At 49.7% G+C, this 14,777-nt stretch carries 11 protein-coding genes; 9 read left to right on the top strand and 2 right to left on the bottom strand.

All coding sequences use genetic code 11. From position 1 onward, the window contains the following. The first annotated feature begins 34 nt into the window (after window positions 1-34). The 5 genes from IV54_RS10235 to IV54_RS10215 all read left to right on the top strand — a co-directional run bounded on the left by IV54_RS10235 (window position 35) and on the right by IV54_RS10215 (window position 5,899). The gene (locus tag IV54_RS10235; protein ID WP_157054405.1) at window positions 35-823 is read left to right on the top strand and encodes a CAP domain-containing protein; all 789 of its coding nucleotides are present in this window, start codon (window positions 35-37) and stop codon (window positions 821-823) included. A 184-nt stretch (window positions 824-1,007) separates the two neighbouring features. Beyond that, entirely contained in the window at window positions 1,008-2,372 is a 1,365-nt protein-coding gene (locus IV54_RS10230; RefSeq protein WP_057879232.1) for a TrkH family potassium uptake protein, read from the top strand. A 12-nt stretch (window positions 2,373-2,384) separates the two neighbouring features. Beyond that, a complete protein-coding gene (locus IV54_RS10225) occupies window positions 2,385-3,047 on the top strand; it encodes a potassium channel family protein (RefSeq protein ID WP_057879231.1) in 663 nt (220 codons plus the stop codon). Between the two features lie 162 nt (window positions 3,048-3,209). Beyond that, window positions 3,210-4,634, top strand: a complete 1,425-nt coding sequence (locus tag IV54_RS10220; protein ID WP_057879230.1) for an APC family permease — start codon at window positions 3,210-3,212, stop codon at window positions 4,632-4,634. Window positions 4,635-4,822: 188 nt separating this feature from the next. Beyond that, window positions 4,823-5,899 (top strand): LCP family protein, encoded by a 1,077-nt coding sequence (locus IV54_RS10215; protein ID WP_057879229.1) that lies wholly within the window; start codon window positions 4,823-4,825, stop codon window positions 5,897-5,899. A 79-nt stretch (window positions 5,900-5,978) separates the two neighbouring features. On the opposite strand, the gene IV54_RS10210 is transcribed toward IV54_RS10215, so the two are convergent. Continuing rightward, complete coding sequence (locus IV54_RS10210) at window positions 5,979-6,926, bottom strand: NAD(P)-dependent oxidoreductase (RefSeq protein ID WP_057879228.1); 948 nt, start codon at window positions 6,924-6,926, stop codon at window positions 5,979-5,981. A 287-nt stretch (window positions 6,927-7,213) separates the two neighbouring features. On the opposite strand from IV54_RS10210, the gene IV54_RS10205 reads away from it, so the two are divergent. The 4 genes from IV54_RS10205 to cydC all read left to right on the top strand — a co-directional run bounded on the left by IV54_RS10205 (window position 7,214) and on the right by cydC (window position 13,325). Next, window positions 7,214-8,665: a cytochrome ubiquinol oxidase subunit I gene (locus tag IV54_RS10205; protein ID WP_057879227.1), complete on the top strand. Its 1,452-nt coding sequence runs from the start codon at window positions 7,214-7,216 to the stop codon at window positions 8,663-8,665. After that, the gene (gene cydB, locus IV54_RS10200; RefSeq protein WP_057879226.1) at window positions 8,658-9,668 is read left to right on the top strand and encodes a cytochrome d ubiquinol oxidase subunit II; all 1,011 of its coding nucleotides are present in this window, start codon (window positions 8,658-8,660) and stop codon (window positions 9,666-9,668) included. Before IV54_RS10205 ends, cydB begins: the two co-directional genes overlap by 8 nt. Window positions 9,669-9,849: 181 nt before the next feature. Further along, entirely contained in the window at window positions 9,850-11,586 is a 1,737-nt protein-coding gene (gene cydD / locus IV54_RS10195; RefSeq protein WP_057879225.1) for a thiol reductant ABC exporter subunit CydD, read from the top strand. Continuing rightward, window positions 11,583-13,325, top strand: coding sequence for a thiol reductant ABC exporter subunit CydC (cydC, locus tag IV54_RS10190; protein WP_057879224.1), 1,743 nt, complete (start codon window positions 11,583-11,585; stop codon window positions 13,323-13,325). Before cydD ends, cydC begins: the two co-directional genes overlap by 4 nt. Before the next feature lie 384 nt (window positions 13,326-13,709). Here the strand turns inward: cydC and IV54_RS10185 are convergent, their stop codons facing one another. Beyond that, complete coding sequence (locus tag IV54_RS10185; RefSeq protein WP_057879223.1) at window positions 13,710-14,687, bottom strand: polyprenyl synthetase family protein; 978 nt, start codon at window positions 14,685-14,687, stop codon at window positions 13,710-13,712. Between the last annotated feature and the right edge of the window lie 90 nt (window positions 14,688-14,777).

Here is a 14,777-nt window from a genome sequence, read left to right as displayed (position 1 = left end):
GTTTCGATAAGGACATAATTTGGAGGAAGCAGTCATGAAAGCTCAAAAAATAATTTTCTCGACCTTAACTGTACTGGGAATAGCTGTCATGGGGTTGTCGGCGATTACGACACCAGCTGACACGGCGTTAGCCAAGGCTAAGGCTGCCAAGATGGTTAAGACCACAACTTACAAGTCCAAGCGTAAGGTCCACGTCCGTGGGAGCTGGATGTATTCAAATACAACTCTCACCCACAAGACTCACCACATGACCAAATACCTTTACACTAAATTCTATGCGACTAAGAAGGTTACCTTGCGCAAGGCCAATGGGAAAGTGGCCACGTACAATTACTTGAAATCTAAGGATGGCAAGGTCAAAGGTTACGTGGCTTCGACCTATGTTTGGAACAAGTGGGGCTATGGTAAGTACAGTGTGAAGGCTTACTGGAAGAGCGCTGTCGCAGCTATCAACGAGGATCGTGTCGCCCAAGGCCTAAAACCCTATAAGGAAGATCCTAAGTTGGACAAAATTGCGCAAAAGAACAGTGATCGGATGCTCAAGGATGGCAGTAAGTTTAAGCGAGACCCTGAGGGCACCCCGCATGCTGGCTGGATTCAAGACCACTATATTGCGCCTAAATCCAATCCAATCGTGCACTACAAAAATGGCCGAGAATGGGGAATTGGGTCTGAAAACTCTTGGATGCATCGAAGTGACATTGACCGTCCGGCCTTTGCTGTTCCGTATCTGATGAGTGCCAAACACACGTCAATCGGTTTGGGCGGAACGCAACACGGTGAAGCCGTCTACGAGTTTGTTCTGTTTTCCCATAAAGACTAATTTCAACAATGATGTTAATTAACGGGATGGTGACATCCGAAGCACCGCTAATTCTGTAACTGAATTAGCGGTGCTTTTTTTAGTGTCACCGCTAACTCTAGAATTCTCCGGAATGGGTGTTGTGTTCCCTCTGGGGATGTCTTAGACTTAAGGATAAGTATAGTTAGACGGGATAAGGGCGGTTATGGACAAAATACAACATTCAAAATTCTATTCGATTTTCTTTGATACCTTGTCGAAGAAAATGGTGGCGGGGTTCCTACTGATTATTTTAATCGGGACGGTACTCCTTAGCTTACCGATTGCGACGCGTAGCGGGCAGGGGACGGCATTTATTGACGTGCTCTTTACGGCCACCTCGGCAACCTGTATTACGGGGCTAACGGTGGTGAACACGGCGGCCAACTGGACCACGTTCGGTCAAGTCGTCATCATGGTCATTGCAGAGATCGGGGCGTTGGGTTACATGACCTTCGCCGTCCTGCTCTTTAACGTGATGCGCCGCAATCTGAATTTGTCGACGCAGATCATGGTCAAGGAATCCTTGAACTTGGAAAATTTACACGACACGAAGAGTGTGATGCGCTACGTGATCGGGTTGTCCGCCTTGTTTCAGTTACTAGGGATGGCGTTGTTTGCCTTCGATCTGGTGCCACGTTTTGGTTGGGGCCGGGGGTTGTACGTCTCTGGGTACCATTCGGTGATGTCCTTTTGTAACGCGGGTTTTGACGTTTTCGGAAATAGCCTCATGAGCTTTCGCAATGATTCCTACCTACTCCTGGTGACGACGGTTCTGATTATCGCCGGTGGATTGGGGTTCTTGGTTTGGCGGGATCTCTTACTTTATCATGAACGGCATCGTTTAACGCTAAATTCCAAGCTGACCCTAACAACGACGATTTCACTTTTTATTGTAGGTTTTCTGATGTTGCTGGTCACGGAGCGTAACCTCCACTGGTTACCAGCGGGGACATCCTGGTTTAATCGGACCGTTAACACGTTGTTCCTCAGTGTGACACCCCGAACGGCGGGGCTGATTTCACTGCCGACCGACAGTCTACATGCTGGGAGTATCTTCCTGATTATGATTCTGATGTTTATTGGGGGGACGCCTGGGTCGACGGCCGGGGGGATTAAGACCACGACTTTTGGGGTTCTGATGATTCAAAGTATCGCACAACTGCGGGGGAAAAAAGATGCGGAGTTCGCCCATCGGCGTTTCAGCCAATCCAACGTGAGTCGGGCACTTCTCCTGATCTTTATGGCGAGTGTCGTCATCTCGATAGCAACGCTGATTCTGACGCAGACGGAAACGATTCCGTCTCGTTATGGGTTGGAGTACATTGTCTTTGAAGTCTTGTCGGCCTTTGGGACCGTGGGCCTCAGTCTCGGCCTGACGCCACATCTCACGGTCATTGGCAAAGTTGTGATCATGTTGCTGATGTTCATCGGCCGAGTCGGCATCTTCACCACGCTGTACTCACTGTCGAAGCGACAAGTTAAACAGAATCTAATTCGCTATCCGGAAGAAAATATTCTAATTGGTTAAGGAGTCGAAACGATGAAGAAGAGTTTTGCAGTGCTGGGTCTCGGCCGTTTTGGTCAGAGCGTGGTTGAAACGTTGGCAGAGACCAATCAAGATGTATTGGCCGTCGATGTTCGCGAGGAGCCCGTCAATGAGGTGATGGATATTGCCACTCAGACGTTGATTGCGGATACCCGTGATGAGGACGTCCTGCGTGGCCTCAACATCGATACCTTTGACTATGTCATCGTGGGAATTGGGAATAACATGGAGGCCAGTATCCTGACGACCATGTTGACCAAGGAACTCGGGGCGAAGAAGGTCATTGCTAAGGCCGAAACCAACGACCACGGTCGCGTCTTAAAACGAGTTGGGGCCGATCAGGTGGTCTTTCCAGAACGCGACATGGGCCACGGCATTGTCCGCAAGCTCCTGTCGAATCACATTTTGAATTTTATCGATCTGAGTGATAAATACACGCTGGCCGAACTGGTGATTACCGATCCCACCTTCGTGGACCAGGATCTGATCAAGCTAAACCTGCGGCAACGTTTTGACCTGACCGTGATTGCCATTCAGCATGGGCAGGACATTAACATTTCACCACAACCAACGGATGTCGTCCGGCTCCATGATGTGTTAACGGTGGTGGGACCAATCGACAGTGTTGAAGAACTCGACGCCACCCTTAAAAAATAAGAAAGTTTACGCGAAGGGGCCTCACAATGTGGGGCCCCTTTAATGTGGGCCGAATCGGTTGTCTTGGGCAATTTTCTATTGACATTCGGGCCAAAAAAAATTACACTATTACAATTGGATTAATCGAAATCTCATCATTTACTCATAAAATGAGGCTGCGCCATGGCTAAGCCCATGCACCTATTTATCAAGAAACAGGTCCAGACCGACCTGTATAAGAAAACAGGACTAGAAAAGACGCTCACGGCGTTTAGTCTGACAACAATGGGGATTGGCGCCATTGTCGGGTCCGGGATTTTCATCACACCGGGACTGATTGCCGCCAACTACACGGGACCAGGAGTGATGCTTTCCTACCTGATCGCCGTCATAGTCTGTGCCATGGCTGCCCTGTGTTATTCCGAGTTCTCCTCGACGATTCCACTGGCTGGAAGTGCCTACACGTATGTCTACGCGGTTTTTGGCGAATTCTTGGCCTGGATCCTCGGGTGGGCGTTGATTTCCGAGTACCTCTTTGCGGTCTCCTCGGTGGCCGTGAGTTGGTCGTCGTACTTTCAGAATCTCTTAGCGGGCTTCGGCTTGAACCTACCACCGTACTTACAAGCGGCTGCGGGGACGGTTGGCGTTAAGGGCGGGGGCGTCGACATTGTGGCGCTAGCGATTACGCTACTCGTTGCCTGGCTCCTCTCAAAGGGGATTCGGGAATCCGCTCGTATCAACAACATCATGGTTATTGTTAAAATTCTCGTGATCCTGCTGTTCATCGGGATTGCCGTTTTCTATGTTAAACCAGCGAACTACCGGCCATTCTTACCGTTCGGGGTTCATGGGATCTTCAAGGGGGCCGCGGTGGCGTTCTACGCCTACATCGGGTTCGATGCCGTTTCCACCGCCAGTGAAGAAGTGAAGAATCCTAAAAGGAATATGCCAATTGGGATTATCTCGTCACTATTGGTGGCTGCCGTGCTCTATATCAGTCTCTCAGCCGTCTTGGTGGGCGTCGTTCACTATAGCAAATTAGGCGTGGCCGATCCCGTGGCCTTAGCGCTCAGTCTGATTCACCAGAATTGGGCGGCCGGGGTCATCTCATTTGGCGCAATTGTGGGGATGACCACGGTGCTCATTGTGATGTCTTACGGGGGGACGCGGTTGCTCTTTGCGATTAGTCGTGATGGTCTGTTACCCCAATCCTTGCGGAAGCTCAATCCGAAGACGCACGTGCCCGTAGCCAATACCTGGATTTTCGGGATCATCGCGAGTGTCTTCGCTGCTTTCATCCCCATCGACAAGATTGCCGAGTTGGTGAATATCGGGACGTTGTCTGCTTTTGCCATGGTTTCCCTAGGGATTGTCTTCCTTAGACATGACGAGCGATTTAAGGGCCTTGACACGTCGTTTAAGGTGCCTGGTTATCCTGTCCTACCCATTGTGTCATTTCTGGCCTGCGTATACCTGATGACGCAGCTACAGCCATTCACGTGGCAAGCATTTGGTATCTGGGTCGCCATCGGGATGGTCGTGTACGCGGCCTATGGTTATCGTCACAGCCGAGTGCGGGCGCTCGCCGAACAAGACTCACAAGCTTAATGACGCAACATTAGACAGCAAGGGGTGTTACGGCTTGGCCGATGACCCCTTGCTTTTTGGTAAAGATTAGGGCCGGCTTAGGTAGCGTTAAGAAAAGCCCACTATAATAGTTAAGTCGATTAATACGAGAACAAATTAACCCCATCTGGTAACTAAGCCGGTGGACGAAAGGTGGTTTAACCAATACCATGGAGAAACGACAACGACCGATTAGAAAGCATCATCCAATCCGAAATATTATTTTAACGTTGATTCTAGCCCTGCTCGTCGGGGGTACCGCATATGGCATGCATCGTTACCAGAACCTAAAAAACACCGTCAAGAGTGCCTACAAGCCCTCCGGTGTGACCAAGCTTCGTAATGTTGATGAGCAATTGAAGAACAAGAAACCTATTTCGATTCTGTTGATGGGTACTGATACCGGCGCCCTGGGCCGGACCTTTGCTGGCCGAACCGATAGCATGATGGTTGTCACGATTAATCCGAAGACCGATAAGACCACGATTACCAGCATTCCACGTGATACGGCCTTGACCATTCCCGGCTACGAAAGCTATGGTCTTTCCAAGATTAATGCGGCCTATGCTTATGGGAAGTCCAAGACGGCGATTACATCAGTTCAAAAGATGTTAAATGTGCCGATTGATTTCTACGCGATCATCAACATGGGTGGCATGAAGAAGATTATTGATGAGGTTGGCGGGGTGACGCTGACGCCAACGTTGAGCTTCAGCTACGGTGGCTATACGTTTGAAAAGGGTGTTAAGACCCACATGAATGGGAAGAAAGCCTTGGCTTACTCACGGATGCGTGACGATGATCCGCAAGGTGACTACGGCCGTCAGACGCGTCAACGAAAGGTCATCATGGCCTTACTTCACAAGTCCGGCTCCGTTTCAACTCTCTTGAATCAGGATTTCGTCAGTTCATTAACCAAGCAAACGCAAACTGACTTGACCTTTAATGACTTGACGGCGTTGGCCAAGGACTATCTGTCGGCGACGAAGCACATCAAGACGACACACTTGCAGGGGACCGGTGAAACTTTAGACGGTCAGAGTATGGAAGTGATGACGAGGACCGAACTTCAGCGGGTGACGGACTACATCCGCGCTGGCCTGAGCTTGGAGCATAAGGCGACTGGAACGATTGCCCAGATTGATTCGACGACGGGCACAACCAGTACGACGAGCACCACGTCAAACTCTTCCGATGGATCGAATACCGACAGCAATAACGCTGGTGGTACGGGTACTAAAGAATAGTTGCGAAATAAAGAGCTAACTGAAAAGCGCCTCCTCCACCAATTGGTGAAGGGGGCGCTTATTTTAGTTGTTAATGTTTTTAGTAGCCTTGCGTTGGATTGGTGACGTTGACGGTAAGCTTGCCATCAGCCAACCAACCTTGCAGGTTCTTCATGAACATGTCGAAGATTGGCTTTTCATCGTCCTTGGCGAATCCGGTTTGGTGTGGCGTAATCAAGACATTCGGGTAGTCCCAGAGACGTGAGGTCTTTGGAAGGGGCTCCGTCTCGAAGACGTCTAAGGCAACGTGAAGCACGTTTTGGTAGAGCAATGCGTTCATCAGTGCCTTTTCATCGACGGACTTCCCCCGGCCCACGTTAACGAAGATGCGGAGACCATCGAGTTGTTTGAAGAAACGCTCATTGAAGTAACCGACCGTCTTAGTGGTTGCCGGCATTGCGTTAATGATGATGTCAGCATCTTTAATAACTGAGCTGTCATCATCCAGGGAGACGGCTGATTGGAAACCAGGCACATCATGACCGGTCCGGTTAACCCCAATTGGTTGATTGCCAAAGCCATTTAGGAGCTTAGCAATTGCCTGACCGATGCTACCAGTCCCGTAAATAACGATAGTTTGGCTACCGATCATGGCCAAGTCACTACGAAGGGGACGCTGCCAGAAGTGACCGGCTTGGTTCTTAACGGCTTCATTGAAGCCCCGTAAGAAGTAAAGCAGGTAGCCAATGGTGGATTCAGCGATGGCCGGTGAAAAGGCCCCGCTGGCGTTGGTGACGGCGATGTCATGTGCGCGAATCCAGTCCAATGGCAGGTAATCGATCCCGGCGCTGGTTGTTTGAATCCAGCGAACCTGATTATTAGGTGCCATCAGAGCGGCAGGGCCCACTTCAGGGTCCCAACCAAAGATGACTGTGATTGGTTCGGCGGACTTCCAGTCGGCGGCGTCAACAATTTCGACGTTTGCTTTGGCCAGGCGTTCCCGTTGTTCCGTGGTTAATGGTTGTAAGGCAAGAATTCGTTCTGTCATAGTGAAAAACCTCCTCATACCTTGTACTTACTTTCATTCTAGCACGAGATCTGATAGTTTTTGAACATAATTTCACGAACTAGCAATAAAAATCTGACAACAAATAGCACACATTCCAGAAAGTGTTACGAAAGTTAACGAACAATCCCCATAGTAATTTCGAATATTAGCCATTAACTTTCAGTATATTAGTGGTCAATCATTGAAAGTTGACTTATCACTCGATATAATGAAACCAGGATAGCAATTATTTATTCACACCAAAAACGTTTGGGGAGGTTGGAAAAATGCTAAATCTAGGTCTGGATATCCTGGGCCTCGCGCGATTTCAATTTGGAATGACCACTGTCTTTCACTTCTTCTTCGTTCCATTTTCAATCGGGTTGGCCTTTGTTGTGGCAGTCATGGAAACCATGTATGCCATCAAGGGTGACCAGGATTACAAACGCATGGCACAGTTCTGGGGCAAGATGTTCCTCTATAGTTTTGCCGTTGGGGTTGTGACTGGGATTATTCAAGAATTCCAATTCGGGATGAATTGGTCGGAGTACTCACGGTTCATGGGGGACATCTTCGGTGCACCACTGGCCATCGAAGCCCTTGCAGCATTCTTCATTGAATCCACGTTCATCGGAATGTGGATGTTTACCTGGGACCGCTTTAACAAGTGGGTCCACACACTCTTTATTTGGTTAGTCATGTTCGGGTCTTCACTTTCCGCTTTATGGATTCTGGCAGCCAATAGCTTTATGCAAAACCCATTGGGTTACATCATTAACAAGCAAACTGGCCACGTTCAAATGGTTAGCTTCTCGAAGGTGTTGAGTAACCCACAACTGTGGAACGAATTTCCTCACGTGATCTTTGGGGCCTTCGTCACCGCAGCGTTCGTGATTGCCGGCTGTTCAGCTTGGCGGTTACTCAAGCGTGACCATGTGACCTTCTACCGGAAGTCACTGAACGTCGCCTTGATTATTGGTCTCATCTTCTCCCTGGGTTCCATTGCCAGTGGGGACTTACAGACCCGTTACTTAATTAACAACCACCCGATGACATTTGCTGCCATGGAAGGGTTGTACAAGGATTCCACGAACAAAGGGGAATGGACGGCCGTTGGGGGATTTGATACGAAGAATCATAAATCCACTTGGTCAGTCGATGTGCCTTATGTCTTGAACTTATTGAGTTACCACAAGACGACTGGGACCGTTAAAGGCATGAATAAGGTTAACAAAGAATTACATGCCAAATATGATAAGAAATTTGGTAATGACATTAACTATTACGTGCCTACCAAGACCTTGTTCTGGAGCTTCCGGATCATGGCCGGTGCCGGCGCCTTATTTGCCCTGTTGGCGGTTGTCGGTTTGATTATGAACCGTAAGAAGTCGCAGGCCATTATGAAGCAACGTTGGTTCCTGTACATCTTGGGGCTGTGTCTGTGGTTACCATTCGTGGTTAACACTGCGGGTTGGTTTGTCACCGAATTTGGTCGTTACCCATGGGTTGTTTATGGGCTGTTAACGATTGCGGATGCCGTCTCACCAAACGTTTCAGTAGCCTCGCTGCTGACGTCTAATATTGTTTACTTCCTGATGTTTGCCGGTATGGGACTTGTCATGGTTGTCTTGTGTCACCGGACGTTGAAGGCTGGCCCTGATGCCGCCAACATCGATGGTTATGCAGCAGGTGACAAGGAGATTGACCCATATTCGAAGGGGGCGTTCAACCATGACTAACTTTCAATTAATCTGGTTCATCCTCATCGGGGTGCTCTTCAGTGGGTTCTTCTTCCTTGAAGGCTTTGACTTCGGTGTGGGAATGCTGATCAAGAGCTTTGCACGTAACGATGCTGAAGAGGACGTGGTCATTCGGACCATTGGGCCTCACTGGGATGGTAACGAAGTTTGGTTAATTACGGCTGGTGGGGCAATGTTTGCCTCATTTCCAATGTGGTACGCCACATTATTCTCAGGTTATTACTTGGTTCTGTTCCTCATCTTGGCTTCGCTGATCTTCCGTGGCGTTTCATTTGAGTTCCGGGCTAACATGGAAACCGCTAAATGGCGGAATTTCTGGGGCTGGGCCGGCACCATCGGGAGTCTCTGTGCGGCGTTTCTCTTCGGGATGCTGTTTACGTCAATGATCGCCGGGATGCCAATTGACAAGAATGGCGACATGACTGCGCACTTCCTGGATTACGTCAACCTGTTCTCTGTGGTTGGTGGGGTGGCTGTCACGGTACTCTGCCTGGTTCATGGATTGAACTTTATGCGGTTGAAGACGTCTGGCGAATTGCGAGAACGGGCCTTATCTTGGAATAAGATTCTGTATCCAGTGTTGTTCGCTGGTGAAGTGGTCTTTGCCATCTTACTGTTCTTCTCCACCGATTTCTTTGATAAGAAGCCATTGTCAACGACCGCGATTGTCGTGGCCTTGGTGATCTTCACCGTCCTGGCTTACTGGGGCGTTCTGGGGAACCACGAGTGGCTGTCATTTATCGGTAGTGGGTTGTCCTTAATCAGTGTTGTGGTGCTCATCTTTAATGGCTTGTTCCCACGGGTCATGATTGCCAATAACTCGGCTTACTCATTGCTCATTAAGAACTCGTCAAGTTCACCATACACGTTAAAGCTGATGACCATTTTGGCCTTTAGTATCCTGCCAATTGTCCTGGTTTACTTCATCTGGAGTTACTGGGTCTTCTACAAACGGTTGGCTTCACCAAAGCAAAATGCTTAAGTCTAACAGTTAATTTTAAGGGGATGTGATCTCGGTCACATCCTTTTTGTTATCTCTGAGGGTCTATTGGCGAAACGTGGGTTAGCTTAACGCTTTCTGGCGCACGCCGAACTCGATTAATAAGCATGAAAGCTGTATCATGGCAGTAAGAGAGATCACTTGTTACAAGGGGGCGCTTTTATTGATTGATCAACGGGTTTTTAAGTTTCCGGGGGTGAAGCCGGCCGCACTGATTATGGCCGTTTTGACCCTGATTCAGGCGGGGATGATTATCCTGCAAGCCAAGTACCTATCGCTAGCCATCGTCAATCTCTGGCAGCTGAAGGGAATTCACACGATTGTGATGCCCTTGGCTGTTTTTGGAGTCGTTTTCTTAGCCCGTCATTTGTTAACGCTATCAAAAAATTGGCTGCTGTATCCGTTTGTAGAGACCACCACCAAAACGTTGCGTAAGCAATTCATGGCGAAGCTCTTCGATCTGGGACCCAGTGTGGTGGCTCAGAAGGGGACTGGAAATGTGGTCACCATGGGACTGGAAGGGATCGATAAGATTCAGACCTATCTCATGATGATTATCGGTAAGGTCTTGGATCTCGGGATTACCCCGTGGCTGATTCTGATTTATATTGGGTTTATCAAATGGGAAGAAGCCTTGTTCCTACTGGCCATCTATCCTTTAATTATCTTCTTCATGATTATCCTGGGCTTGGCGGCGCAGGCCAAGGCCGACCGACAATATGCCGGTTACCAACGGCTATCTAATCACTTTGTGGATACCTTACGGGGCTTGCCAACACTGAAACAACTGGGTTTGAATAAGGCGTATGCGGATAACGTCTATCAGGTCAGTGAGGACTATCGGAAGAAAACCATGGCAACGCTGGTGATCGCGATGACCTCGACCTTTGCCTTGGACTTTTTTACCACCTTATCAATTGCCATTATTGCGGTATTTCTAGGATTTGGGTTGATGAATAGCACGATTCAACTGTTGCCAGCCTTAATTATTTTGACCCTAGCACCAGATTACTTTGCGCCAATTCGTAACTTTGCCAACGATTATCATGCAACGTTGAACGGGAAGAACGCGTTGACCGCAGTGCTTGATATTCTACAGCGACCGACACCAAAGGATCGCGAACAATTGCCATTGCGTGATCCGGTTTGGGAAGACCAGGATACGCTGACCTTCGATCACGTGAACGTTAAATATGGGGATTCGAAGCAGGCGACTCTACAGGATCTTAATTTTAAAATCAAAGGGTTTCAAAAGGTCGGCATCATAGGTGCCTCGGGTTCCGGCAAGTCGACGCTGATTAACACCCTAGGTGGCTTTCTCAGCCCCCAGGACGGCCAGATTACGGTTCGGGGGACTGCGGTGCCTCATCTGGATCAAAAGGCCTGGCAGCGGAGTTTTGTGTACATACCACAAGCCCCTTATCTGTTCCATGCGAGTCTGCGAGAAAATATTACCTTTTACGATCCTCAGGCCAGTGAGACAGCCGTTCAGTCGGCGGTAGCTAAGGCCGGGCTGAGTGACTGGATTGCCACGTTGCCTGAAGGACTTGAGACGGCGATTGGTGAAGGTTCACGAGGCGTCAGTGGGGGCCAAGCCCAACGAATTGCGTTGGCTCGGGCCTTTCTGGACGATTCGCGTCGCGTATTGTTGTTCGATGAACCCACGGCGCACTTGGATATTGAAACCGAAGTCGGTCTGAAGCAAACGATGATGCCGGTCTTTGACCACCATCTGGTCTTCTTTGCCACGCACCGATTACATTGGATGAATGAAATGGATTATATTCTGGTCATGGATCACGGCCAGATTGTGGAACAGGGGACCCCTGCTGAACTGCAGGAGAAGAATGGGGCCTACGTCAGATTGCGGTCAGAGATGGAAGGGGCGACGGTGAAATGAAAGGATTCTTCGAGACATTTAAGCACGATCACTGGGTCATGCCATACCTCCGTCGCTACCGGAAGTTGCTGGGATTAGTGCTCTTCCTAGGATTCATGACGTTCTTCTGTGGTGGAGCGTTGATGTTTAACTCTGGCTACCTGATTAGCCGAGCGGCGACTCATCCTTACAACATTCTCATGATTTACGTGCCAATTGTGTTGGCACGGGCCTTTGGGATTGGTCGGCCAGCCTTCCGTTATGCGGAACGCTTGACCAGTCACAACTGGGTTCTCCGCATCGTCTCTGATTTTCGTAAGCGACTGTATCAGGCCGTGGAAAAACAAGCGGTGGCGATTCGTCAGACGCACCAGACCGGGGATGTCCTGAGTATCCTGGCCGAGGATATCGATCATATTGAGAATCTCTACCTACGGACCGTGTTTCCACTAGTTATTGGGTGGTTACTGTATCTATTTGTGGTGTTAGGCATTGGGTATTTCAACTGGGCCTTTGGCTTGTTAATGCTGGTCTTGTTGGGCGTCATCGTCATCGTGATGCAACTCTTGTCGGTCGCCGCTAATGGTCGGCGAGAATTTCAGGCGCGTCAGATTCAGCGGCGATTCTACACACAACTGACCGATTCCGTATTAGGGTTAGGTGACTGGCTGATTTCCGGTCGGCGTCAAGATTTCCTAGACCAACAAGACGCTCCCATCGACCAGATTGCGACCTTACGGCGTAGTGACCATCATTTCCAGTGGTGGCGTAACTTTGCCATTCAGGTGATCTTCGGGGCCGCTGTGATCCTCATTGTGTGGTGGGCCGGGTTGACCTTTACTGGGAGTCAGGCGCAGGCTAACTGGGTCGCGGCCTTCGGGTTAGCCCTCTTTCCAACGGTGGAACCCTTTGCCGATATGAGCCAGGGGGTCAGTGAGTGGCCAGTCTACCGGGATTCGATTCAACGGGTGAATGCCTTGGATGAATCGGAACCTAAGCAGGTGGCACAGACGACGATCGGCGACTTTGAAACGTTGGCTATTGATCACGTTGATTTTCAGTATCAGGGTGCTCAGCGCCAGGTCTTGCGCGATCTGTCATTGACGGTCCATGCTGGTGAAAAATTGGCCTTACTGGGGCCGAGTGGAACCGGGAAGAGTACGTTATTGAAATTAATTCTCGGGGATGAGGCCCCAACGCGTGGGACGGTGCATCTAAACGAGGTACCTATCGCACGATTACAACAACAGCGCGCCCAACTCTTTGGTGTCCTGGACCAACAGCCATACCTCTTCAATACGACGGTCATGAATAATGTTCGTTTGGGGAACCTCAACGCGACCGATGAACAAGTTCGCGCGGCCATCAAGGCGGTTGAATTGGATGATCTGATTTCTCGCCTGCCGATGGGCTACGAGACGCAGGTTCAAGAAGCCGGTAGCCGGTTCTCTGGTGGGGAACAGCAACGGTTATCGCTGGCCCGGATCCTACTGCAAGATGCACCAATTATTATTTTAGATGAACCAACTGTGAGTCTAGATCCAATCACGGAACAGCATCTCTTAGACACGGTCTTCGATGTTCTTAAGGACAAGACGATTATCTGGGTGACCCACCATCTGGCTGGAATCAACCATGTCGATCAGGTTCGTTTCATCGAAGATGGGTCGTTTGATATGCAAGGGACACCGGCGGAACTTTACCGCGATAACGCGCGCTTCCGGTCGCTCTATGACTTGGACCGAGGACATAACGATTAAGTGAAATGAAAAAATCCTGCTTGATTTAACCAGTAACGGTTAGGTCAAGCAGGATTTTTGTTTAATTATCTAGATGGATGGTGGGCCTGTGTAAGCTAATCACAAATTGTTTAAGGTTAACCGTGATTAGCATGCGGTACTGTTACGTTGCGGCACCGGTCGATCAAAGCCGGAGGAGGCCAGGGATGGAGCCGGCCGTGGAGGTGGAGTTAGACCGAGTGGTTCTCTCGGCCTTACACCACGGGCGATTTTGAAGACTCGCGTTCTTGGCGAGGCTTCAAATCGAGCGAGAAGCCCAAGGGGCTGAAGCGTCCCCACAGCAGGCGCAATCCCTGGCAGCCGCAGGCGGCCTTTTAAATCCAAGTTGAGGGCTACGACAACTCACTAATGGTCGCGCTGCAACAATAGTGTCGTCAGTTTGGCGAGATCATCGCGAGCCGTTCCGGCCGGTAATGCCTGAATATCGTCAAGTGCCTGTTCTGTGAACTGAGTTGCCAACGCCTTAGCCGCGGTGACGCCACCGTGTTGGGTGACCAGCTGTTGAACGGCAATGATGTCGGCCGCGGTCATGTCATGACGCTTCTTTAGGAGCTGATGGAAATCTTTGCGCGCCAGGGGCATCGCCAGAATCAAGGGTAGTGAGTAGACCCCTGACCGCAGATCCTCGAGTACGGGTTTGCGGGTCTTATGGGGATCACCAGTGTAATCCAGAATATCGTCCAAGATTTGGTAGGCGCTCCCGATGGCCAACCCAATCTTGCGAGCATGAGTGATCACGCTCTGTGGGGCATTGGTCAGCGCCGCCCCTTGATAGCAACTGAGAGCAAAGAGTTCCGCCGTTTTTCCAGCAATTTCTTCTAAGTAGCTTTCCTGGGTCACGTCTTCGCGGTAGTTCAGCGCCATTTGATGAAGTTCACCTTGTAGGATGCGGTGCATCGAATCAATGTGGTCCTGGACCAGGGCCCGGTCACCAGTAGACTTTAGAACCTGATTGAAGTAGACCGTGAACATGAAGTCTCCGGCATAGATTGCGTTCCGCTGGCCATATTTCATCTGAATGGTGCGGACCCCACGCCGAGTCGGAGACTCATCGATCACATCATCGTGAATCAAGGTCCCAACGTGGAGAATTTCGAGTGCCGCCGCTCCAGCCTGAAGCGCCAGTGGATCCACTGGTTGGCCGAAGGCACTAAATAAGTAAAAATATCCGGGGCGGAGAAGCTTGCCACCGGATGTTAACAGACTGATAATTTTGTGATGAATCGGTTGATTGTCGAGTTGAATGGCAGCCAATAAATAGGCCTGCAAGTCATTTAACTGCGGCGCCACTGAAGGGAATCGCCGCCAAAGTTGTTGATCCATACTGCACCTCACTATGTACCCGTTAAAATTTATCTTACCGACAAGTGGAAACGTTGTCAAATAAAGGTTATCATCGAATTTAGAAAAGAT

This window comes from Levilactobacillus paucivorans (genome assembly GCF_001437125.1).
Classification (GTDB): Bacteria; Bacillota; Bacilli; order Lactobacillales; family Lactobacillaceae; genus Levilactobacillus; species Levilactobacillus paucivorans.
This window is presented reverse-complemented; position numbering and strand designations above follow the sequence as displayed.

What these genes read in the sequence shown, in the direction of transcription:
- cydC (WP_057879224.1), top strand. Translation starts at nt 11,583, where the DNA reads ATGAAAGGATTCTTCGAGACATTTAAGCACGATCACTGGGTCATGCCA.
- IV54_RS10235 (WP_157054405.1), top strand. Translation starts at nt 35, where the DNA reads ATGAAAGCTCAAAAAATAATTTTCTCGACCTTAACTGTACTGGGAATA.
- IV54_RS10225 (WP_057879231.1), top strand. Translation starts at nt 2,385, where the DNA reads ATGAAGAAGAGTTTTGCAGTGCTGGGTCTCGGCCGTTTTGGTCAGAGC.
- IV54_RS10205 (WP_057879227.1), top strand. Translation starts at nt 7,214, where the DNA reads ATGCTAAATCTAGGTCTGGATATCCTGGGCCTCGCGCGATTTCAATTT.
- cydB (WP_057879226.1), top strand. Translation starts at nt 8,658, where the DNA reads ATGACTAACTTTCAATTAATCTGGTTCATCCTCATCGGGGTGCTCTTC.
- IV54_RS10215 (WP_057879229.1), top strand. Translation starts at nt 4,823, where the DNA reads ATGGAGAAACGACAACGACCGATTAGAAAGCATCATCCAATCCGAAAT.
- IV54_RS10220 (WP_057879230.1), top strand. Translation starts at nt 3,210, where the DNA reads ATGGCTAAGCCCATGCACCTATTTATCAAGAAACAGGTCCAGACCGAC.
- IV54_RS10230 (WP_057879232.1), top strand. Translation starts at nt 1,008, where the DNA reads ATGGACAAAATACAACATTCAAAATTCTATTCGATTTTCTTTGATACC.
- IV54_RS10210 (WP_057879228.1), bottom strand. Translation starts at nt 6,926, where the DNA reads ATGACAGAACGAATTCTTGCCTTACAACCATTAACCACGGAACAACGG.
- IV54_RS10185 (WP_057879223.1), bottom strand. Translation starts at nt 14,687, where the DNA reads ATGGATCAACAACTTTGGCGGCGATTCCCTTCAGTGGCGCCGCAGTTA.